12 protein-coding genes and 3 pseudogenes are annotated in these 22376 nt (G+C 69.6%); 9 read left to right on the forward strand and 6 right to left on the reverse strand.

Annotation, left to right across the window (positions count from 1 at the left end; genetic code table 11):
• Nucleotides 1–25 precede the first annotated feature (25 nt).
• The 3 genes from AC07F0_RS24185 to AC07F0_RS24195 are packed head-to-tail and all read right to left on the reverse strand — an operon-like array spanning nt 26 to nt 3212.
• The gene (locus AC07F0_RS24185; RefSeq protein ID WP_478981766.1) at nt 26–913 is read right to left on the reverse strand and encodes a carbohydrate ABC transporter permease; all 888 of its coding nucleotides are present in this window, start codon (nt 911–913) and stop codon (nt 26–28) included.
• Nucleotides 910–1932, reverse strand: coding sequence for a carbohydrate ABC transporter permease (locus AC07F0_RS24190; RefSeq protein ID WP_478981768.1), 1023 nt, complete (start codon nt 1930–1932; stop codon nt 910–912). The genes AC07F0_RS24185 and AC07F0_RS24190 overlap by 4 nt, the downstream gene beginning before the upstream one ends.
• A complete protein-coding gene (locus AC07F0_RS24195) occupies nt 1929–3212 on the reverse strand; it encodes an ABC transporter substrate-binding protein (protein WP_478981770.1) in 1284 nt (427 codons plus the stop codon). Before AC07F0_RS24195 ends, AC07F0_RS24190 begins: the two co-directional genes overlap by 4 nt.
• A gap of 521 nt (nt 3213–3733) precedes the next feature.
• On the opposite strand from AC07F0_RS24195, the gene AC07F0_RS24200 reads away from it, so the two are divergent.
• From AC07F0_RS24200 to AC07F0_RS24235, 8 genes and pseudogenes are all read left to right on the forward strand, one after another.
• A complete protein-coding gene (locus AC07F0_RS24200) occupies nt 3734–4798 on the forward strand; it encodes a LacI family DNA-binding transcriptional regulator (RefSeq protein WP_478981772.1) in 1065 nt (354 codons plus the stop codon).
• Between the two features lie 246 nt (nt 4799–5044).
• Nucleotides 5045–7102 carry an RICIN domain-containing protein gene (locus tag AC07F0_RS24205; protein WP_478981774.1) on the forward strand — a complete coding sequence of 686 codons (2058 nt, stop codon included), beginning with the start codon at nt 5045–5047 and terminating at the stop codon, nt 7100–7102.
• A 316-nt stretch (nt 7103–7418) separates the two neighbouring features.
• On the forward strand, nt 7419–8498 hold the full coding sequence (locus AC07F0_RS24210) for a LacI family DNA-binding transcriptional regulator (RefSeq protein ID WP_478981870.1): 1080 nt from the start codon (nt 7419–7421) through the stop codon (nt 8496–8498).
• A gap of 272 nt (nt 8499–8770) precedes the next feature.
• On the forward strand, nt 8771–10156 hold the full coding sequence (locus AC07F0_RS24215; protein WP_478981776.1) for an ABC transporter substrate-binding protein: 1386 nt from the start codon (nt 8771–8773) through the stop codon (nt 10154–10156).
• A 1-nt stretch (nt 10157) separates the two neighbouring features.
• Nucleotides 10158–11078 (forward strand): carbohydrate ABC transporter permease, encoded by a 921-nt coding sequence (locus AC07F0_RS24220; protein WP_478981779.1) that lies wholly within the window; start codon nt 10158–10160, stop codon nt 11076–11078.
• Nucleotides 11075–12007: a carbohydrate ABC transporter permease gene (locus AC07F0_RS24225; RefSeq protein WP_478981781.1), complete on the forward strand. Its 933-nt coding sequence runs from the start codon at nt 11075–11077 to the stop codon at nt 12005–12007. Before AC07F0_RS24220 ends, AC07F0_RS24225 begins: the two co-directional genes overlap by 4 nt.
• A gap of 28 nt (nt 12008–12035) precedes the next feature.
• Complete coding sequence (locus AC07F0_RS24230) at nt 12036–14195, forward strand: beta-galactosidase (RefSeq protein WP_478981783.1); 2160 nt, start codon at nt 12036–12038, stop codon at nt 14193–14195.
• 48 nt (nt 14196–14243) lie between these two features.
• Nucleotides 14244–16043, forward strand: a pseudogene (locus tag AC07F0_RS24235) (RICIN domain-containing protein); the annotation flags it as partial.
• A gap of 465 nt (nt 16044–16508) precedes the next feature.
• Here the strand turns inward: AC07F0_RS24235 and AC07F0_RS24240 are convergent.
• Together AC07F0_RS24240 and AC07F0_RS24245 are read right to left on the reverse strand one after the other, a co-directional pair.
• A pseudogene (locus AC07F0_RS24240) lies at nt 16509–16827 on the reverse strand (ABC transporter ATP-binding protein); the annotation flags it as partial.
• 406 nt (nt 16828–17233) lie between these two features.
• Nucleotides 17234–17621, reverse strand: a pseudogene (locus AC07F0_RS24245) (cbb3-type cytochrome c oxidase subunit I); the annotation flags it as partial.
• A gap of 171 nt (nt 17622–17792) precedes the next feature.
• Between AC07F0_RS24245 and AC07F0_RS24250 the strand changes: the two are divergent.
• The gene (locus AC07F0_RS24250) at nt 17793–18737 is read left to right on the forward strand and encodes an MIP/aquaporin family protein (RefSeq protein WP_478981785.1); all 945 of its coding nucleotides are present in this window, start codon (nt 17793–17795) and stop codon (nt 18735–18737) included.
• 12 nt (nt 18738–18749) lie between these two features.
• Here AC07F0_RS24250 and cobN read toward each other — a convergent pair whose 3' ends face one another.
• Nucleotides 18750–22376, reverse strand: coding sequence for a cobaltochelatase subunit CobN (gene cobN, locus AC07F0_RS24255; RefSeq protein WP_478981787.1), 3627 nt, complete (start codon nt 22374–22376; stop codon nt 18750–18752).

A 22376-nucleotide genomic window follows, 5' to 3' on the forward strand; every position in this document is an offset into this window, starting at 1 on the left:
GAAGTGTGGGGAACGAGTGGGTGGTTCAGCCCTTGTTGGCGCCGAGGGTGAGGCCGCTGACGAACTGCCGCTGGAGCACGAAGTACACGATCAGCGTGGGGATCGCGGTGAGCAGGGCACCGGCGGCCACCAGGTTGGGGTCGGTGAAGTACTGGCCGGAGAGGTTGTTCAGCGCCGAGGTGACGGGCATGTTCTCGCCGGTGGAGATCAGGACGATGGCCCAGAAGAAGTCGTTGTAGATCCAGATGGACAGCAAGGTGGCGAGGGCGGCCATCGCGGGCTTGCACAGGGGCAGCACGATCTGCCAGTACAGCCGCCACACGGAGGCCCCGTCGACGAGCGCGGCCTCGGTCAGCTCGTGCGGCAGTGAGCGCATGTAGTTGGCCAGGACGAAGGCGCAGAACCCGGACTGGAACGCCACGTGGATCAGGACCAGGCCCAGCGCGGAGTCGTACAGCTTGCCGCTCATCGTGATGCCGGGCAGGTCGATGAGCAGGTACAGGCGGTACAGCGGGGTGATGATGACCTGCTGCGGCAGCAGGTTGCCCGCCGTGAACACCAGCAGCAGGAACAGGTTGACCCGGAAGTCGAAGCGGCTGACGTAGAACGCCACGCACGACGACAGGAACAGGGTCAGCAGCACCGCCGGGACCGCGATCAGCAGCGTGTTCCCGAAGTAGTGCATCATGTCCGACTGCTCGAACGCGTCGGTGAAGTTGTCCGGGCTCAACTTGTCGGGCCAGGAGACATAGCCCTTCTCGCTGGTCTCGGCGTACGGGCGCAGGGCCGCGAACAGCGCCCACAGCAGTGGGGCGAGCCATGCCAGGGCGGTGCCGACCAGGAAGGTGTGCAGCAGGATCCGGGCGGGTCGGAGCGGGGTGCGCTGCTTTCCGAGCGCGCTCACGGTGCTCATGCGCGCCGCTCCTTCCGGAAGGTCGCGATCAGGTACGGGATGATCACGGCAAGCGAGATCACCAGGAGGACGACGGCGATGGCGGAGCCGTATCCGATCCGGCTGGACTCGCCGATGATGTTGTTGGTGACGAGGATCGAGAGCAGTTCGGTGCCCTGGGCGCCCTTGTTGAAGACGAAGACCAGGTCGAAGGCGCGCAGCGCCTCGATGATGGTGACGACCAGGACGACGGTGTTGGTGGGGCGCAGGGTGGGGAAGATGACGTTCCTGAAGGTCTGCCACTCGTTGGCGCCGTCCAGCGCGGTGGCCTCCCGCAGGGACGGGTCGACGCCCTTGAGGCCGGCCAGGTAGAGGATCATCATGTAGCCGGTGTGGCGCCAGGACGCGGCGACGAGGATCGCCCAGAGGTTGAGGTCGGGGTCGCCGATCCAGTCGATGTAGTGGCCGGGCTCGTTGGCGCCGATCAGGCTGTTGAGCAGGCCCGTGTCGGGGTTGTAGACCAGCTGCCAGACGAAGCCGATGACGGCCATCGACACGACGACCGGCAGGAAGAACGCGGTCTGGTAGACCCGGCTGAAGCGGATCTTCTTGTCCAGCTGCAGAGCCAGGAACAGGCCCATGGGCGTCGGGATGAGGATCAGCACGACGAACCAGATGACGTTGTGCTCGACGGCGGGCCAGAACTGCGGGTTGCTGGTGAGCAGTTCCGAGAAGTTCTGCAGCCCGACCCACTTGATGGAGTCGAAGCCGATGCCGTCCCAGGTGGTGAAGGCCAGTGCGACCGACGCGAGGGCCGTCAGCCACACCAGGGCCACGTGCAGGATCGTCGGCACGCCCGCCATCAGGCCGAGCGTGACGCGGTCCCGCCGGGTGAGCAGTCGTCGGTGGCCCAAGGGCACCCGAACCCCCTTCCTCTGATGGGGCGTCATGTCGTTCGGGGAGCCCGGGGGCGGGACGGCTGCCGCCCCCGGGGTGCTGGTGCTACCGGTCCCGATACCGGCGTTCGTCGGAGCGCTCATGCGGAGGCGAAGATCGTCTTCTTCTGGCGCTCGATCGACGTCAGCAGGCTGTCGACGCCCTTGGGGTCGCGGACGAACTTCTGCAGCGCGGGCTGCATCACGGTGGAGGTGAAGTCGGGCCGGCTGTCGCGGTCCATGAACTGTGTGAGGTGCTTGGCGCCGGAGATCGTCGCGTACGCCTTCTTCTGCAGTTCGGTGTAGGACGAGGTGTCGGCCTTGTTGGAGGCGGCGACCAGGCTCGGGTCGGACTTCAGGTAGATCTGCTCGGCCTCCGGCGTGCCCAGGAACTCCAGGAGCTTGAGCGCGCCGGCCTTGTTCTTCGGGGCCTTGGAGAGCATGAAGCCGTCGGTGGGGGCCTCGACGGTGTCCTGACCGTACGCGGAGTTGATCTCCGGGAAGGGGAAGAAGTCGAGGTCGTCCAGGTCGGCCTTGTTCGTGAACTGCTGCGCCACGAAGCTGCCGAACAGATACATGCCCGCCTTCTTCGCAATCAGCGCCTGGGCCGCGTCCTGCCACGTGCGGCCGACAGCACCCTCCTGGTGGTAGGGCAGGATCTCGGCCCAGTGGTCGAAGGCGGTGCGGGCCTTGGCATCCGTCCAGGACGCCTTGCCGGCCATCAGCTCGACGTGGAAGTCGTAGCCGTTGGTACGGAAGTTGATCTGGTCGAAGGTGCCGAGCGCGGGCCAGGCGTCCTTGTCGCCGAAGGCGAACGGGACCAGGCCGTCCTTCTTCATCTGCTTGCACAGGGCGAGGAGTTGGTCCCACGTGGTGGGGACCTCGTAGCCGTACTTCTTGAAGACGCTCTTGCGGTAGAAGACCCCCCAGAGAGACGTGGAGATCGGCACGAAGTAGTACTTGCCGTCCGCGCCCTTGCTGAGCGCCTTCATCGCGTCGGGGAAGTTGCCCCCGATCCTCTGCCACACGTCGTCGATGGGGGTGGCGAGCTTCTTGGCGGCGAAGAACTGCATGCGGTAGCCCGCGAACCAGTTGAACACGTCGTCCGGGGTGCCCTGGAGGTAGGAGTTGATCTGCTCCTGGAACGTATTGTGGTCCTTGGTGTTCACGTCGACCGTGATCCCGGACTGCTTCGCGAACGCCGCGTAGATCTCGGCGAACGCCTTCTTCGGCACCGCGTCCGACGCGTTCGAACCGAGACTGACCGTCTTGGGGTCGGCAGCCGTACCGCTTCCGCCGCAGGCGCTGAGCAGGGGTATGCCGGCGCCGAGGGCGGCTGCACCGCCGATTCCGCGCAGGACGGTGCGGCGGCTCGGAGCAGGCATGGGCCGACCGAGGGAGGAAGAGTACATTTCGGCTCCTGACAGGGTGGCCGTGCACAGGCGAGCACGTCGACCCGAGGGGTATGGCGGGGAAGCGGTCGGCGCGCGACCAAACTCAACACGATCGAACAAATACGACCGGCGACTGCGAGGAAGACTGAACGCTCCAGGGAGTCGCTGTCAAGACCCCTTCGGCGGTGACGCAGGATCGGCCACGCACGCCGCGAAGCCAGGTGCCTTGCGGCCGGACGGGAGCGGCGGTCCCTTTCCGCGAGCGGATCCGAGTGCGATCGTATGGCGGTTGACCAGCAACTATGCAGACGTCGGCGCGACCCCCTCGCGGCGGTACGACGCCCTGACCGAACGGCCGCCCCCCTGCCGGATCCGTTGCCGTCCGCCGGAATCGGTGCTGCGGGAGCCCTTGACGTACAGCCCCGGGCTACGTAGACATGACCACGCGGTCAGACCGCGTGGCATACAGTTGACCTCATTAGATACAGACGTACCGGTCCTCGGGAGACTTCATGACACCAGTGGTGGGGCGGGGCGAAGGCTCCTCTGTGCCGCGCAGCGCGGACGTGGCCCGGCTGGCCGGGGTGTCGCGCAAGACGGTCTCCCGGGTCCTCAACAACGAGCCGTACGTCTCGGAGGAGGCCCGCACAAGGGTCCTCGCAGCCGCTGAGGAACTCGGCTACCGGCTCAACCAGGCGGCCAGGACACTGGCCTCCGGGCGTACCGGCTCCATCGGCGTGGTCGCCCTGGGCACCGCCGGGTACGGAACCGCTTCACTGCTCGTGCACATCGAGCGGGCCGTGCGCGACGCGGGTTACGCGCTCCGCGTGGTCAACACGCCGGACGGCGACCCGGTGGGTATCGCCGGCGCCGTGGAGTCGCTGCTCGAGCAGGGGGTGGACGGCGTTGTCGTCTCGGAACCCGTCGTCGAGGGGGACGTCGGCGTCCGCGTCGACGTCCCCGTCCTCTTCCTCGGGGCACCGCCGGCCTTCACCGCCACCCGCACGGTGACCGTGGGCGTGGGCGCCCACGCACTGGCTCGGGCTGCCACCGAACACCTGCTGGATCTGGGGCACGCGACCGTCCATCATCTCGCCGGCCCGCGGCGGTGGTACGCCACCAAGGACCGCATCGAGGGATGGCGGGCGGCGCTCGCGGCGCGGGGCGCGCACGAGCCTCCGCTGCTGAACGGTGACTGGTCGGCGGCCTCCGGCCATGCCGTGGGCCAGGCACTGGCCTCGGACCGTTCCGTGACCGCCGTCTTCGCGGCGGGCGACGAGATGGCCATCGGCCTGATCCACGCGCTGCGGGAGGCCGGGCGGCGCGTGCCGGAGGACATCAGTGTCGTCGGCTTCGACGGCAATCCTGTCTTCGCCTACGTCTCTCCTCCCCTGACCACCGTGCGCCAGCCCTTCGAGGCCGCGGCCCGGGAAGGAATCCGCCTTCTCGTGCACGCGATCGAGAGGCCCGGCACCGACCTGCCGCAGGCGGGCGACCCACCGGTCGAACTCGTCGTCCGCGGCTCGACCGCGCCTCCGCCGTCCCACCAGGACATGACGGTCCGGCGCAGCACCTGAAAGCACCCGGCAGCCCGGCGGGGAGCACACCCGCACGCCCGGGCACCGCTTCGCCGTTCGCCGGGTGTCTCACCGAGAGGCCGGCCGGTCCGATCCACCCCGCCGTGCCACACCGCAGAAGTCCTCCTACGCGGTGGACGCGGACTCCGGTCTCGCCGCTTCCCACCCACCCGGATCCGTCCCGGGGCGGCGGGCACCGAAACACCCCGCCCCTTCCCCGTCCCTCCCCCGTCCTGAGAGCCGCACATGTCCCCTGCACTGTTGGGTGTCAGACCGGGCGCCGCTCGGCGTACCCGCCCCGCCACTCTCCTGCTCCTGTTCCTGGCGCTGATCGTCGCCGCGGCGACGATGACACTGCCCACCGCGGGCCGGGCGCAGGCCCTGTCCCGTCCCTCGCAGACGATGTACACCCCGCCTGCGGGCGCGCCGTCGCCCGGTTCGCTGTATCCGCGGGCGCTGCGCCTCCAGCACAACGGATCGGCCAACGGCACCCTGCTCGCCACGTTCGAGCAGTACACCTCCGGCACGCCCGTCTTCCCGATCTACCGCAGCACCGACAACGGCGGCTCCTGGAGCGAGCTCTCCGACGTCGCCGACACACAGAACGGCTGGGGCATGCGCTGGCAGCCCGAGTTGTTCGAACTGCCCACGGCCATAGGGAACTTCCCGGCCGGGACCATCCTGGCCGCGGGTGACTCGGTGCCCTCCGACCGGTCGGCCACCAAGATCGACCTGTACGCCAGCACCGACCGCGGGCAGACCTGGAGCTTCGTCACCAACATCGCCACCGGCGGCGCCGCCTTCGACACGAACGGGAACACCCCCGTCTGGGAGCCGTTCTTCCTGGTCTCCGGCGGCAAGCTCATCGTCTACTACTCCGACCAGCGCGACCCCGACCACGGCCAGAAGATCGTGCACCAGGTCTCCACGGACGCCCGCACCTGGGGCCCCGTCGTAGACGACGTGGCGACGCCCACCTTCAGTGACCGCCCGGGTATGCCGACCGTCGCGAAGCTGCCGAACGGCAAGTACGTCCTGTCGTACGAGTACGGCGGTGCTCCCGAGGGCAACTTCTCCGTCTACTACAAGATCTCTTCCGACCCGGAGGCGTTCGGCTCGGTCACCGGCATTCCGTTGCGGACGACGGACGGCGTGGTGCCCCAGAGCGCTCCCTACCTGACCTGGCTGCCCACCGGCGGCCCCAACGGCACCCTCGCCGTCAGCGCCAACAGCGCCGAGGACCTGTTCATCAACACGCAGAACGGCGCCGCGAACACCTGGACGCGCATCAGCGCCAACGTGGCCGGCGGCTACAGCCGCGGCATGACGTCCCTGCCCGACGGGCACAGCCTGCTGATCCTCAGCGCCGGACGCGGAGGCAGCAACCTCTCCAACCCCGTCACCTACAGCACGATCGACCTGGGCGGCGGCATCTCCGACGGTGCCACCTACACGGTCACCAACGCGAACAGCAGCCAGCTGCTGACCATCGCGGGCGGCTCCACCACCAACGGCACCTACGCCACCCAGCAGAACGCCGACAACGCCGGCGACCAGAAGTGGCGGTTCGTGCAGCAGTCCTCCGGCTACTTCAAGATCTTCAACGTGGCCAGCGGCAAGGTCCTGGGCGTGGAGAACCAGTCCACCGCCAATGGCGCCAAGATCCTGCAGTGGGACGACAACAGCACCCCGGATCACGAGTGGGCGGTTTCCCCGCACCCCGCGGGTGGCTTCTCCCTCGTCAACCGGCTGACCGGCAAGTACCTGGAGATCCCGAACGCTTCCACCACCGTCGGCGCCACCGCCGGGCAGTGGGACAGCACCGGCTGCGCCTGCCAGCGCTGGAACCTGACCCAGACCGCCCTGCCGCCCCTGGGCACCGGTCAGTACGTGCTCGTCAACAAGAACAGCGGCAAGTACCTCGACATCCCGAACGGCTCCACCACCGCCGGCACCGCCGCCAACCAGTGGCAGAACACGGCCTGCGCCTGCCAGCTCTTCACCTTCCAGTCCGCGGGCAGCGGAGCCTGGACCATCAAGAACGCCAACAGCAACCTCAACCTCGACATCCAAGGCTCCTCCAGCGCCGCGGGCGCGGCCCTCGTCCAGAACACCCCCTCCAGCGCCGACTCCCAGAAGTGGACCCTCACCGACGCGGGCAGCGGCTACTACAAACTCCGGAACGTGAGCAGCACCCTCGTCGCCGGCGTCGCCCAGTCCTCCACCACCAACGGCGCAGCGGTCGTCCAGTGGGGCAGCGCCGACCTCGACGACCAGCTCTGGAAGATCGTCCGCATCAACTGACAGCTCCAACCGTGCCATGACCCGGCGCGGGAACCGCCGGCGAAGCGGTTCCCGCGCCCGCCGCACCGGGACACTCCAAGCTCAGCGGTGTCGGAATGGAGCCCCGCATCGCAGCGGGGTTGCCGAGATGTTGCGCGAAGTATTGACACGTCCTGTTCGGCTGCGTAGATATGACTGCGCAGTCATGACTGCGCAGTCATAGGACCGACCATGGAACACCTGGCCGTGACTGGACAGGGTTTGAGCCGCCGGACACCGGGAGACACCAGTGACGCTAGTGGGAGGGCGGGGCGGAATTCCCGCCGCGCCGCGCAGCGTGGACGTGGCCCGGCTGGCCGGCGTCTCGCAGAAGACGGTGTCGCGGGTCTTCAACGGTGAACGGTACGTATCCGCCGACGTGCGCCGGCGTGTGCTCGAAGCCGCCGAGGAACTGGGCTACCGGCTGAACGGCGCGGCCCGGGCGCTGGCCTCGGGGCGTACCCGCTCCATCGGCGTGATCGCGCTGGGGACCGCCTTGTACGGGCCCGCCTCGCTGCTCATCGGCATCGAACGGGCCGTCCGGGATGCGGGTTACGCGCTGCGCGTGGTCAGCACCCTGGAAGGCGACCCCGGGGGCGTCGCCGGCGCCGCGGAGTCACTGCTCGAACAGGGCGTGGACGGCATCGTCGTATCCGAACCGATCGATGAGGGAGCCGTCCCCCTCAGCGTCGACGTGCCCGTCCTCGTCCTCGGCGCGCCCGCGTCGTTCGGCGGTCCACGGGCGGTGACCACGGGGGTCGGCGCCGAGTCGCTGGCCCGGGCGGCCACCGAACACCTGCTGGGTCTCGGCCATGTGACGGTCCATCACCTCTCTGGTCCGCAGCGGTGGTTCGCCGCCCGGGACCGCCTGGCGGGGTGGCGGGCGGCGCTGTCGGCACACGGCAGGGAACAGCCGCTCGTCATCGAAGGGGACTGGTCGGCCGCCTCCGGCTACACGGCGGGCTGCGACCTCGCCTCCGCCGGTGACGTCACCGCGGTGTTCGCCGCCAATGACGACATGGCCATCGGTCTGATCCGCGCTCTGACGGAAGCCGGCCTGCGCGTGCCGGACGACGTGAGTGTCGTCGGCTTCGACGACATCCCCGTCTCCGCCTATGTCGCTCCGCCGCTGACGACGGTTCGCCAGCCGTTCGACGCCGTGGCGCGCGAGGGGCTCCGGCTTCTTGTGCAGGCCATCGAGAAACCGGACACGGAGCCGGCTCCGGCGAGCGATCCACCGGTCGAACTCGTCGTCCGCGCCTCCACGGCACCCCCGCCGGCCCGGAAGGCCCCGCCACGCGGACGGCACACGGCCTCCCGGCCGCGCGGTTCCACACACACACCCTCGTCAGGGGACGGACCGCCCGTCACCGACTGATCAACGCTCCCCCGGCCCGAGCGGCACCCGCTCACGGCCGGGGCGGTGAACCCGCCTGCGCTCACCGTCGGTCAAAGACCCTCCACCACCGTGGAGCTTCCGCTGTAAGGCGCTTGACGAGGTGCCGATCACAGCCCGTACGACGCATACCCGAACATGGCGACCCCGATGCCCCGGTAACGACGTCCGCGCTCATACACCTCCTCCTTCCCACCCATGCAACACGCCAGCAACAGGCGTGCCGTCCCTATGCCCTTCGGCGGGAGTTCACCATGCCCCGATCCTTCGTTCCCACGCCCTCCATGAGCCGTCGGCGGTTCCTCGCCGCGACCGGAGCGGTGTCGCTCGGCGCCGCGCTCACCGCGTGCAGCGGTGACAGCGACTCCAGCAGCTCCGCCACCACCAAGCCGGTCAGCCAGGCCGACATCGACAAGGCGATGAAGACGCCGACCCAACTGACGTTCTGGACCTGGGCTCCGGACATCCAGCAGGAGATCGCGCTCTTCGAGAAGAAGTACCCCGCCATCAAGGTCAAGGTCGTCAACGCCGGCCAGGGCGTCGCCCACTACACCAAGCTGCGCACCGCCCTCAAGGCCGGCACCGGCGCACCGGACCTGGCCCAGATCGAGTACCAGGCGATCCCCACCTTCACGATCACCGACAGCCTGCTGGACCTGAGCCCGTACGGCGCCTCGGCGCTGAAGGACAAGTTCGTCGACTGGACGTGGGGACAGGTCAGCGGCCCCGATGGCCAGGTCTGGGCGATCCCGCAGGACACCGGCCCGATGGGCATGCTCTACCGCAAGGACATCTTCGACAAGCACGGCATCCCAGTGCCGAAGACCTGGGATGAGTTCGCGGCCGCCGCACGCAAGCTCCACAAGGCCGACCCTGACGTCTTCCTGACCAACCTCGCGGCGAACGAGCCCGCCGCCTGGCACGGCCTGATGTGGCAGGCGGGCGCCAAGCCGTACGCCACCTCGGACAAGACCACCCTCTCCATCAGCGTCGACGACGCGGCCTCCAGGAAACTCGGCACGTACTGGGGCGGGCTCGCGAAGGAAGGCGTCATCAGCACCGACCCGGACTTCACCGACGGGTGGTACGCCGGCTTCAACAAGGGCAAGTACGCCACCTGGCTCACCGCGGCGTGGGGCCCGGCCTTCCTCTCCGGTTCGGCCAAGTCCACCGCGGGCGACTGGCGGGCGGCGCCGCTGCCGCAGTGGGACGCGTCCAAGCCGGCCTCGGGCAACTGGGGCGGCTCCACCACCGCGGCCATCCGGGCCACCAAGAACCCGATCGCGGCGGCGCAGTTCGCCCAGTTCCTCAACAGCGACCCGGCGAGCGCCAAGATGTTCGCCACCGAGCAGTTCTTCTTCCCGGCGACCAAGGACCTGCTCGCGGACCCGAGCTTCACCGGCGAGACGCCCGATTTCTACGGCGGCCAGAAGGTCAACCAGGTCTTCGCCGGCATCGGCGAGACCGTCTCGCCCTCCTTCCAGTGGCCGCCGTTCCTGGACCAGGCGGCGACCGACTGGACCGAGACCGTCGGCAAGTCCCTCGCCGACAAGACCGACACCGTCGCCGCGCTCGGCACGTGGCAGTCACGGCTGACGACGTACGCCAAGAAGCAGGGCTTCACCGTCAAGGGGGCCTGAGATGGCTGCCACCACCTCCTACGCCAGGAAGCCGCGCCGAGCGGGACCGTCGCGCCGGCGGTTCGGTGGGCCAGGGCCACTGTTCGTGGCCCCGTTCCTCCTCCTGTTCCTCCTGCTCTTCCTCGCCCCGCTCGGCTACGCCGCCTACCTCAGCCTCTTCCAGCAACGCCTCGTCGGCGGCACCGCGTTCGTCGGCCTGGACAACTACGTCACCGCCCTCAGGGACCCGCTGCTGCTGCGCGGCGTCGGACGCGTCGCGCTGTTCTTCGTGATCCAGGTGCCGCTGATGCTGCTGCTGGCCCTGTTCTTCGCCCTCGCCCTCGACAGCGGCCTGCTGCGGCTGGCCCGGGTGATCAGACTGGGCATCTTCGTGCCGTACGCCGTCCCGAGCGTGGTCGCCGCGCTCATGTGGGGCTACCTGTACGGCCCCGACTTCGGCCCGTTCGCCCAGCTGAGCCGGGCGCTGGACGTGCCGGCACCGCCCTTCCTCAGCGACGGCTGGATGCTGGGCAGCCTGGCGAACATCGTGACCTGGGAGTTCGTCGGGTACAACATGATCATCCTGTACGCGGCGCTGCGCACGATCCCCTCGGAGCTGTACGAGGCGGCCGCGATGGACGGGGCGGGTGCCTGGCGGGTCGCCTGGTCGATCAAACTGCCCGCCCTGCGCCCGGCGTTGATGCTCACCCTGCTGTTCTCGGTGATCGGCAGCTTCCAGCTGTTCAACGAGCCGAAACTGTTGCAGGCCATCGCCCTCGACGTCATCAGCAGTTCCTACACCGCCAACCTCTACGCCTACTCCCTCGCCTTCACCGGCGATCAGCTGAACTACGCGGCCACGGTGTCCTTCCTGCTGGGGCTGGTCATCGTCATCGCCTCCTACGCCGTGCTGCTCACCGCGAACCGCAGGAGGACCTCGTGACCACCACCACACCCCCGGTCGTGAGCGCCCCGCCGACGGGCCCACCTGCCACCGCACCCCGAAAGCGGCTTCGGGGAGCCCGGCACCGCGGCACGCCGCTGACGATCGTCATGCTGGCCGCCCTGGCTTACTTCCTGTTGCCGCTGTTCTGGCTGGTCGTCGCCTCGACCAAGGGCACCCAGGACCTGATCAACAGTTTCGGGCTGTGGTTCTCACGTGCCCCGCAGCTGCTGGCGAACATCAGGGCCACCTTCACCCAGAGCGACGGCGTCTTCGCGCACTGGCTGCTCAACACCGCCATGTACGCCGTGGTCAGCGCGCTCGGTGCCGCCCTGCTCGCGGCCTCCGCCGGATACGGTTTCGCGAAGTTCCGCTTCCGAGGCGACCGCGCCGCCTTCACCCTCGTACTCGGCGCCATCATGGTCCCGGCCACCGCCCTGGCGATCCCGACCTACCTGCTGTTCGCCGAGGCCGGCCTGGTCAACACCCCCTGGGCGATCATCCTGCCTTCGCTCGTCAACCCCTTCGGCCTCTACCTCATGCGCATCTACGCCGCGGACGCCGTTCCGGACAGCCTCCTTGAGGCAGCCCGCATCGACGGGGCCGGCGAGGCACGGATCTTCTTCCGGATCGCCCTCAGACTGCTGGCCCCCGGCCTGGTGACCGTCCTGCTGTTCACGCTCGTGGCGACCTGGAACAACTACTTCCTGCCGCTGATCATGCTGAACGACCCGAATCTGTACCCCGTCACGGTCGGCCTCTCCTCCTGGGCGGCCCAGGCACAGAACGGCGGGTCCGGTGCCAGCAGCGACATGCTCCCGCTCGTGGTGACCGGCTCGATGATCTCCATCATCCCGCTGGTCATCGCCTTCCTCTTCCTTCAGCGCTACTGGCAGAGCGGCCTGGCCACCGGCGGCGTCAAGCAGTAACACCCCCTACTTTCCCGGAGGTCACTTCATGGCGGATCTGCCCGCCCGCGTGCTGTTCGGCGCTGCCTACTACCACGAGTACACGCCTGCCTACGACCCCGAACTACGGCCCGACGAACAGCTCAAGGCCGATCTCGACCTGATGGCCGAGGCCCATTTCAGCGTCATCCGGGTCGGCGAGTCGGTGTGGTCGACCTGGGAGCCTACGAGCGGGCGCTTCGACCTCGACTGGCTGCAGCCGGTCCTCGACGGCGCCCACGAGCGCGGCATCTCCGTCATCATCGGCACGCCGACGTACGCCGTGCCGCCGTGGCTGGCCCGGCAGTACCCGGAGCTCACGGGCGAGAACGCCACCGGACAGCGCATCGGCTGGGGCGGTCGTCAGGAGGTGGACTTCACCCACCCCGCCTTCCGCTTCCACGCCGAGCGGGTCATCCGCAAGATCGTCGCCCGGTACGCCGACCACCCGGCGGTCATCGGGTGGCAGGTGGACAACGAACCGGGCCTGCACCTCTTCCACAACCACGGTGTCTTCCAGCGCTTCGTCGACCATCTGCGCGACACGTACGGGGACGTCGAGACCCTCAACCGGGAGTGGGGCCTGGTGTACTGGTCCCACCAGCTGTCCACCTGGGCCGACCTGTGGGCCCCGGACGGCAACGCCCAGCCCCAGTACGACGTCGCCTGGCGGGAGTTCCAGGCCCGCCAGGTCACCGAGTTCATCGGCTGGCAGGCCGACATCGTACGCGAGTACGCCCGCCCCGGGCAGTTCGTCACCACCTGCATCTCCTACACCCGTCAGGGTGTGGAGGACGCCGAGCTGTCGGCCCGGCTCGACATCGCCTCCGGCAATCCGTACTACGACATGCAGGACGGCCTGCTGCTGCCCGATCCGACGCCAGAGAACCACGAGCAGATCTGGAAGACCACGGGTGTGTGGTCGATGTACCAGACCGCCGACTGGATGTTCTCCTCCCGTCAGGAGCCGTTCCTGGTCACCGAGACCAACGCGAGTTCCATCGGCTTCCCCTGGGACAACCGCCCTGGTTACGACGGTCAGTGGCGGCAGGCCGCCTGGGCCCATGTGGCGCGCGGCGCGCGGCTGATCGAGTACTGGCAGTGGCAGACGCTGCGCTTCGGTGCGGAGACGTACTGGGGCGGTGTCCTGCCACACAGCGGACAGCCCGGTCGTACGTACGCCGAGCTCGCCCGCCTCGGCGCGGAGTTCGAAGCCGCCGGGCCACTCGTCGCGGGGCTGGAGCCGGACGCCGACATCACCTTGGTGTACTCGACACCGAGCAAGTGGCTGATGCAGAAGTACCCGCCGCTCGCGACCGCCGACGGCGCACCGGACTCCGCGGCCTACCACCGCATCTTCGACCCGTTCTACCGCGGCGCCTTCGAGGCCGGCCGCCAGGTACGCATCGTCCACGCCCGGCAACTGCACGACCCGAGCGGCGAGGGGAAGGGCGGCATGACACCGGCAGAGGCCGCACGCCGCCATCGCGTGCTGGTCGTACCGGGGTTGTACGTCGCCGCCGACGCGATCCTCGACTGGCTGGCGGCCTATGCCGACGCGGGCGGTCACCTGGTCCTCGGCCCGCGCACCGGATACGCCGACCACGAGGCCCGCGCCCGGCTCGAACCTGCCCCCGGCCGCCTGGTCGACGCCGCGGGCGTCACCTACGACGAGTTCAGCAACCTCGCACACGACATCCCGGTCCACTCCGTGCCCGGCAGCCCGCTCCGGCTGCCGCCGGACGCGACGGCGACCCGCTGGGCGGACGGCCTGACCGTCACCGACGCCGAGGTGCTCGCCGCATACGAGCACCCGCACTTCGGCCGCTGGCCGGCGGTCACCACCCGCCGCCACGGCGCCGGCCGCGTCACCTACGTCGGTACGGTCCCCGGCCGGGGCCTCGCGCGGGCGGTGGCCGGCTGGCTCGCGCCCTCCGCGGTCAGTGGCTGGCGTGACCTGCCCGAGACCGTCACCGCGACGACCGGCACGTCCCCCGACGGACGCCGAGTCCATGTGATCCACAACTGGAGCTGGGAGCCGGCCCACGTCACGGCTCCGGTGGAGCTGTCCGACCTCCTGGGCGGCAGCCGCGTCCCCGCGGACACGGCGCTGGAGCTCCGCGCCTGGGACGTACGGGTGTTCGTCACCGCAGACGGGCCGACGGCCTAGGACGAGACCTCCGGCACAGCATCACGTGGTCAACCCAGAGGAGAGGCTATGCAGAGAAACAGGCTGGGCAAGGCGCTGGGAACCTTCATCGCGGCATCCGCGATGGTGGCGATCCCCATGGGCAGCGCACAGGCGTACAACCCGACGGGCGGGATCCTGTACCAGCTCGGAAACGAGCCGTGCCTCAAGGGAAGAGGCAACTGCGCGATCTACCCGAAGTCGACGCAGCTGCCGAGCGGACGTCTGGTCGCGTCGTTCGAGAAGGCCACGGTCGTGCCGCAGACGGCAAGCGCCGACCAGGAGACTCTCCCGATCTACAAGAGCGACGACTACGGAACGTCATGGCAGGCGTTGTCCGAGGTCAAGGCCCCGGCGTACCTCTCCGGTGATCCCCGCTACGCGAAGTACAAGAGCAACTGGGGAAGCCCGTACCTCTACGCGCTTCCGCAGGACGTCGGCAAGCTGAAGAAGGGCACGCTGCTCCTCGCGAGCGTCGTGACGGGCGACGACGCCTACTACAACGAGCACAAGGCAGCCGACCCGAACTGGATCCCGTCCAACGACGGAGACCGCCCTGACATGGCGCTCGCCCTGTACTCCAGCGACGACGACGGTGAGACGTGGAAGGTCCTCAACGTCATCGCGACAGGCGGCTGGCAGGGCGGCAGCGCGGGCGCGATCGGAAAGAACGTCGCCACGGCGAACACGTACAAGCAGGTGGATCCCCTCTGGGAGCCGTACCTGATGGTCCACAAGGGCGAGCTCGTCTGCTACTACTCCGACGAGAACGACTACGCCGGCTATGACCCGGTCACCGGCGTGGTGAAGGTCGATCCGGACAACGACACGGCCACGGACTCGCACGGCCAGATCCTCGTCCACAAGACCTGGAACGGTCTCAGCGCACAGTGGAGCGAGCCCGTCCTCGACGTCGCGGGCCTGACCCAGGACATGGGAGGCGGCAGGAAGGAGATCGGAGGCGGTCGGCCGGGCATGACGAACGTCGTCCCGACGACGGACGGCAAGTGGCTCCTCACCTACGAGTGGTGGGGCGGCGGAGAGAACACCCGGTACGCCATCGCCGACGATCCACTGAAGTTCTACAAGGGTTCCGCGGGGCACCCCGTCACCACACTGCCGCTCGCCGCCGGTTCCCGCCCCCTCGCGACCGGTGGCAGCCCCGTCATCATCAGGCTTCCCGATGGACGCCTGGTCTACAACGCGCACGGCAGCGGCAACGTCTGGGTCAACGAGAGCGGACGCAGCGACGGCGAGTGGAAGGAGTACCAGACGACCTCGCGGAACGGCTACAGCCGCAACCTGCAGTACGTGGAGGGCACCGGCCGCCTCTCGATACTCAACAACCAGGGCACCTCGACGCTCGCCTACGCCGAGGTCGATCTCGGTGACTCGGAGGGCGCCTACTACCAGTTGGTGAACCGTAAGACCGGCCAGGTGATCGGCACCGGGGGGAAGACCAACGACGCCAACATCGGCAACGGGGACGTTCCTGACGTCGTCATGGAGGACCGCGGCTCGGCGGCGAACAAGGACACCCAGTACTGGCACGTGGTGAAGGCGCCGAAGGGCGGCACGACCCTGCTGAACAAGTCGGGCGGCCGCATGGCGGGGATCTGGACGGGGAACGCGACGGTCGGCCAGAAGATCGGCCAGTGGGTCGACAACAGCGCCACAGGAGTCTGGAACGCCGTCAGGACCGCCGACGGCTACTACAGGTTCCAGGCGGCCGGGAACTCGAACCTGTACCTGACCGGTGCGTCCCAGGGCGCGCCACTGACCCTGCAGAACGCGGCCGGAGACGGCTCGCAGGAGTGGCGGCTCGTCCAGCGGGCTCCGGCCGCGGCGGACCTGACGAAGGACAGGCGGTCGAAGCAGCTGACCGCGAGCAGCGTCGGGAAGGAGAGCACGGTGTCGCTGAACGCCGCCGCGTCGGACCCCGCGGGCACGGCCCTGCACGCGAACAAGACGGGCCGTGCCTACGCGTTCACGGCCGACGGGCAGGTCACGGATCTCGGTCTGGTCTCCTTCGACAGGGACCAGCAGGGCAGCGTGACCCTTCCGAAGACCTTCAGGGCCGGGACGCAGGTCAAGATCGCGGTGGTGTTCGACGACACGCCGCTGGTATGGGACGCGGCCAGGGTCCGGGCTGCTGCCACCGGACGCTGATCTGAGGGGCGCGGGGCTGAGGAGCCGGCGTGTCGCACCTCAGCCCCGGGCCAGCGCAGGACGACGTGAGCGCCCCGGACAATGTGATCGCCGACAGCGTCGGCGTGGTCGGCATTGCCACCCTGGTCATGAGTGACTGCTGATCCGGCCGTCGCGTACCTGAGGCTCCGGTCGCGTGGGCGGCGACGTCGGCGTCGTGGGTGACCATGACCAGGGCGGTGCCCTGCTCGCGGGTCACGGAGGTCAGCGGCGCGAACCAGCGGCGGGCCCGTTCGACGGCCTGCTTGCGGGGCACACCCTCGGGCAGCAGCTGGCAGAACTGGAACACGAACCCGAACCGCTTGCGTCGCAGCGCGCTGAGCCGGTTCTCGCCCAGCTTGTCCATCCACTCGCCGCGCAGCAGCACCTTGCCGTCGTCCGGGCGGACGATCCCGGCAGGCGTGTGGCTTGATCAGGTCGTGACCCACCACGGAACTTGGCGCGCCGTTTTGTCGGCCGACGCCCCCGGCCGCTTCGAACCGACGAACGCCAGTCCGGCCTCCAGGCAGCGCCACGGGCTGCACCCCGCGGGTAGCCAATGCCGGTGGCGGGCGCGGCGGCATCGGCGAGGTTGAGGGCGTCGGAGTACAAGAGCCCGAGGCCGGCCACCGCGTGATCGCCGAGCACCGTCTGCCGCTCAGGCTCGTTCGCCGTCGTGCGGGACGCCGACGAGGACGAAGGCCATCGTGACCGGTCGGTCGCCGTGATTGCGCCAGGCATGGCGTCCCGTTCCGGAGCGCACATCTACGACCCGGCAAACGGCGGGGCGATCCTGTGGCAGCAACCTGTTCTGGTTCTTCGGCCATCCCGAGGTACTTGCGGTCCGCCTCCAGGGCCAGCAGAGCCGCCGTGAGAACGGGGAAGGCCAACAGAGCGAGAAAGGAGGTGAAGAGGATGTTCCACGTGAAGATCGGCATCCGGAACATCGTCATGCCCGGGGTCCGCAGGGTGATGATGGTGGCGATGAAGTTCACCGATCCCAGGGTCGTGCTGAGCCCGGCCACGACCAGTCCCATCGTCCACAGGTCCCCGCCGGCTCCGGGTGTGTGGACGGCGCTGTTCAGCGGGGCGTAGGCGAACCAGCCGAAGGGAAGCCGCTCCGCCGGGAACGGCCAGTCCCGAGACGACGATCAGCCCGCCGAAGAGGAACAGCCAGTACGTCAGGGCGTTGAGGCGGGGAAAGGCCACGTCGAGAGTGCCGCCTGTACGTATTGGCACCCTCACGCCTGGTTACGATCCGGACCGCCCCGGTGTCGAGTCGCGGCAGTCGCTGCACGGATTTACTTTGGCGTCACGGCATGAAGCGAAAGCAGGCCACAACGGCACGGGCAGCCGCGTTCAGGCGCGGGGCGAGTGTCTGGGAGGATCATCATGGCCGTCGAGATCCAGCCCCTGCTGAAGCCCTCTCGGCTCAGGCGCCGCGGAGGCTTGTGGGGCGAATGCCTTGCGGAGTTCCTGGGGACCTTCGTCCTCATCTCCTTCGGTTGCGGCGTGGTCGCGATGGCGGTCGCGGCGCTGCCCGGCTCAGGGCGTACCGAGGGGCCCACCACGTTCTTCCTCGGTGCCGGGGACTGGTTGCTGATCACCTGGGGATGGGCCATGGCCGTGATCCTCGGTATCTATGTGGCCGGCGGGGTGAGCGGTGCGCACATCAATCCGGCGGTGACGCTGGCCTTCGCCGTTCGCCGCAAGTTCCCTTGGGTCAAGGTCGTCCCCTACTGGGTGTCCCAGGTGCTCGGCGCCCTGGCCGGCGCGGCACTGGTCTACGCCGTATACCACGACGCCATCAACACCTTCGACGACGCCATGAAGGGGCCGAAGACGGGCGGACACACCCTCGCCTCCTTCTCGATCTTCGCCACCTTCCCGGCTCCGTACTTCCACGGCGGCATCTGGGGTCCGCTGATCGACCAGGTCGTCGGCACGGCCTTCCTGGTCATGCTGGTGGTGGCGATCATCGACCTGCGGAACACGGCCGTGAAGGCGAACCTCGGACCGCTCGTCATCGGTTTCGTCGTGGCGGCCATCGGCATGTCCTTCGGGGCGAACGCAGGCTACGCGATCAACCCGGCCCGCGACCTGGGGCCACGCCTGTTCACCTGGATGGAGGGCTGGCAGTCTCTGGCGTTCCCGGGCAGCTTGTCGGGCGCGTTCAGCGCCTACTGGTGGATCCCGATCGTCGGCCCGCTCGTCGGCGGCGTGATCGGGGTGCTGGTGTACGACCTGTTCATCGGCGACGTGCTCCACGTCCGGGCGCAGCAGGGCGAGCTCCCCGAGCCCGGCCGGACCCGCCCCACCACATCCGACGACGAGTGAGCCGGGGCCCGGTCAGCCGTCGCCCTCCAGGTCCCCCTCCGTCTCCAGGTACACCTGCCGCAGGCCCTCCAGCACGGCCGGGTCGGGCTTCTCCCACATCCCGCGGGACTCCGCCTCCAGCAGGCGTTCGGCGATGCCGTGCAGCGCCCAGGGATTGGCCTGCTGGAGGAACTCCCGGTTGGCCTCGTCCAGGACGTAGGTCTCGGTGAGCTTGTCGTACATCCAGTCGGCGACCACGCCGGTGGTGGCGTCGTAGCCGAAGAGGTAGTCCACGGTGGCGGCGAGTTCGAAGGCGCCCTTGTAGCCGTGGCGGCGCATGGCCTCGATCCACTTGGGGTTGACGACCCGGGCGCGGAAGACGCGGGAGGTCTCCTCGACGAGGGTGCGGGTGCGGACGGTCTCGGGGCGGGTGGAGTCGCCGATGTACGCCTCGGGGGCGGTGCCGCGCAGCGCCCGGACGGTCGCCACCATGCCGCCGTGGTACTGGAAGTAGTCGTCGGAGTCGGCGATGTCGTGCTCGCGGGTGTCGGTGTTCTTCGCGGCGACCGCGATCCGCTTGTAGGCCGTCTCCATCTCGTCCCGCGCCGGTCGGCCGTCGAGTTCCCGGCCGTAGGCGTAGCCGCCCCAGACGGTGTACACCTCGGCGAGGTCGGCGTCGGTGCGCCAGTCGCGGGAGTCGATGAGCTGGAGCAGGCCGGCGCCGTAGGTGCCGGGGCGGGAGCCGAAGATGCGGGTGGTGGCGCGGCGTTCGTCGCCGTGGGAGGCGAGGTCGGCCTGGACGTGGGCCCGTACGTGGTTGGCCTCGGCCGGCTCGTCCAGCGAGGCCGCCAGGCGTACGGCGTCGTCCAGCAGGCCGATGGTGTGCGGGAAGGCGTCCCGGAAGAAGCCCGAGATGCGGAGGGTGACGTCGATCCTGGGGCGGCCCAGCTCCTCGTACGGGACGGGCTCCAGGCCCGTCACACGGCGGGAGGCGTCGTCCCAGACGGGGCGGACGCCGAGCAGGGCGAGGGCCTCGGCCACGTCGTCGCCCGCCGTGCGCATGGCGCTGGTGCCCCACAGGGAGAGGCCGACGGAGGTGGGCCACTCGCCGTTGTCCGTGCGGTAGCGCTCCAGGAGGGAGTCGGCGAGGGCCTGGCCGGTCTCCCAGGCAAGGCGGGAGGGGACCGCCTTGGGGTCGACCGAGTAGAAGTTGCGGCCTGTCGGGAGGACGTTGACCAGACCCCGCAGGGGTGATCCCGAAGGCCCCGCGGGGACGAAGCCGCCCGCCAGCGCGTGGACGGTGTGGTCGACCTCGGCGGTGGTCGCGGCGAGGCGCGGCACGACCTCGCGGGCTGCGAACTCCAGGATGGCGGCGACCTGTTCGCCGTGTTCGGCGGGGACCGCGGCCGGGTCCCAGCCCGCGTCCTCCATGGCCTGGACCAGGGCGCGGGCCCGCTCCTCGGCCTCGTCTGCGGTCGTGCGGGTCGCGGCGGACTCGTCCAGGCCGAGGGCCTCGCGCAGGCCGGGCAGGGCCGTGGCGCCGCCCCAGATCTGGCGGGCTCGCAGGATGGCGAGGACGAGGTTGACGCGGTCCGCGCCCTGCGGCGGGTTGCCGAGGACGTGCAGGCCGTCGCGGATCTGGGCGTCCTTGACCTCGCAGAGCCAGCCGTCGACGTGCAGGAGGAAGTCGTCGAAGCCGTCGTCGTCCGGGCGGTCCTCCAGGCCGAGGTCGTGATCGAGCCGGGCGGCCTGGATGAGGGTCCAGATCTGGGCGCGGATCGCCGGGAGCTTGGCGGGGTCCATGGAGGAGATCTGGGCGTACTCGTCGAGGAGTTGCTCCAGGCGCGCGATGTCGCCGTAGGAGTCGGCGCGGGCCATGGGCGGGACGAGGTGGTCGACGAGGGTGGCGTGGACGCGGCGCTTGGCCTGGGTGCCCTCGCCGGGGTCGTTGACCAGGAACGGGTAGATCAGGGGGAGGTCGCCGAGGGCGGCGTCGGGGCCGCAGGCGGCGGACAGGCCGGCGTTCTTGCCGGGCAGCCACTCCAGGTTGCCGTGCTTGCCGAGGTGGATCATCGCGTCGGCGCCGAAGCCGCCGTCCTCGGCCCGGGCGGCGATCCAGCGGTAGGCGGCCAGGTAGTGGTGGGAGGGCGGCAGGTCCGGGTCGTGGTAGATCGCGATGGGGTTCTCGCCGAAGCCGCGCGGGGGCTGGATGAGGATCAGCAGGTTGCCGAAGCGCAGGGCCGCGAGGACGATGTCGCCCTCCGGGTCGCGGCTGCGGTCGACGAACATCTCGCCGGGGGCCGGGCCCCAGTGCTCCTCCACCGCCGTGCGCAGTTCCCCGGGGAGCGTGGCGAACCAGCGGCGGTAGTCGGCCGCCGGGATCCGCACCGGGTTGCGGGCCAGCTGCTCCTCGGTGAGCCAGTCCTGGTCGTGCCCGCCCGCCTCGATCAGCGCGCGGATCAGCTCGTCCCCGTCACCGGAGGCCAGGCCCGGCACCTGCGCGTCCGTCCCGAAGTCGTAGCCCTCGTCGCGGAGCCGGCGCAGCAGGGCGACGGCGCTGGCGGGGGTGTCCAGGCCGACCGCGTTGCCGATGCGGGAGTGCTTGGTCGGGTAGGCGGACAGGACCAGCGCGAGGCGCTTGTCGGCGGGCTGGATGTGGCGGAGCCGGGCGTGGCGTACGGCGATTCCGGCGACGCGGGCCGCGCGCTCGGGGTCGGCGACGTAGGCCGGGAGGCCGTCGGCGTCGATCTCCTTGAAGGAGAACGGGACGGTGATGAGGCGGCCGTCGAACTCGGGGACGGCGATCTGGCTGGCCGCGTCGAGCGGGGAGACGCCCTCGTCGTTGTCCGCCCAGTCGGTCCGGGAGCCGGTGAGGCACAGGGCCTGGAGGATCGGTACGTCGAGGGCGGTGAGCGCGCCCGCGTCCCAGGACTCGTCGTCGCCGCCCGCCGATGCCTCGGCGGGCCTGGTGCCGCCGGCGGCGAGGACGGTGGTGACGATGGCGTCGGCGGCGCGCAGTTCCTCGATCAGCTCGGGCTCGGGGGCGCGCAGGGAGGCGACGTACAGGGGCAGGGGCCGGCCGCCCGCGTCCTCGATCGCCTCGCACAGGGCGCCGACGAAGGCGGTGTTGCCGCTCATGTGGTGGGCCCGGTAGTAGAGCACGGCGACCGTCGGGCCGTCGCTCTCCCGGCCCTCCCGGGGCAGCGGGCCCCAGGTGGGGGCGGCTTCCGGTGCCTCGAAGCCGTGGCCGGTGAGCAGGACCGTGTCGGAGAGGAAGCGGGCGAGCTGCTCCAGGTTGGCCGGGCCGCCGTGGGCGAGGTAGGCGTGGGCCTCGGCGGCGATGCCGATGGGGACCGTGGAGGACGCCATCAGCTGGGCGTCGGGGGCCTGTTCGCCGGTGAGGACGACGACCGGGCGGCCGTCGGCGAGGAGCAGGTCGAGTCCGTCCTGCCAGGCCCGGATGCCGCCGAGGAGGCGTACGACGACCAGGCCGACGCCGTCGAGGAGGGCGGGGAGGTCGTCGAGGGCGAGGCGGGAGGGGTTGGCGAAGCGGTACGGGACCGGGCCGCCGGCCGCGCGGGCGCTGAGCAGGTCGGTGTCGGAGGTCGACAGGAGCAGGATGCGGGGGTGCGGGAGTCGTTCCCCGGCTGAGTGCAGCAT

Source organism: Streptomyces sp. NPDC045955 (genome assembly GCF_056430805.1).

Coding starts and splice junctions, on each gene's coding strand:
- AC07F0_RS24185 (WP_478981766.1), bottom strand. CDS start 913: ATGAGCACCGTGAGCGCGCTCGGAAAGCAGCGCACCCCGCTCCGACCC.
- AC07F0_RS24190 (WP_478981768.1), bottom strand. CDS start 1,932: ATGAGCGCTCCGACGAACGCCGGTATCGGGACCGGTAGCACCAGCACC.
- AC07F0_RS24195 (WP_478981770.1), bottom strand. CDS start 3,212: ATGCCTGCTCCGAGCCGCCGCACCGTCCTGCGCGGAATCGGCGGTGCA.
- AC07F0_RS24200 (WP_478981772.1), top strand. CDS start 3,734: ATGACACCAGTGGTGGGGCGGGGCGAAGGCTCCTCTGTGCCGCGCAGC.
- AC07F0_RS24205 (WP_478981774.1), top strand. CDS start 5,045: ATGTCCCCTGCACTGTTGGGTGTCAGACCGGGCGCCGCTCGGCGTACC.
- AC07F0_RS24215 (WP_478981776.1), top strand. CDS start 8,771: ATGCCCCGATCCTTCGTTCCCACGCCCTCCATGAGCCGTCGGCGGTTC.
- AC07F0_RS24220 (WP_478981779.1), top strand. CDS start 10,158: ATGGCTGCCACCACCTCCTACGCCAGGAAGCCGCGCCGAGCGGGACCG.
- AC07F0_RS24230 (WP_478981783.1), top strand. CDS start 12,036: ATGGCGGATCTGCCCGCCCGCGTGCTGTTCGGCGCTGCCTACTACCAC.
- AC07F0_RS24250 (WP_478981785.1), top strand. CDS start 17,793: ATGGCCGTCGAGATCCAGCCCCTGCTGAAGCCCTCTCGGCTCAGGCGC.
- cobN (WP_478981787.1), bottom strand. CDS start 22,376: ATGCTGCACTCAGCCGGGGAACGACTCCCGCACCCCCGCATCCTGCTC.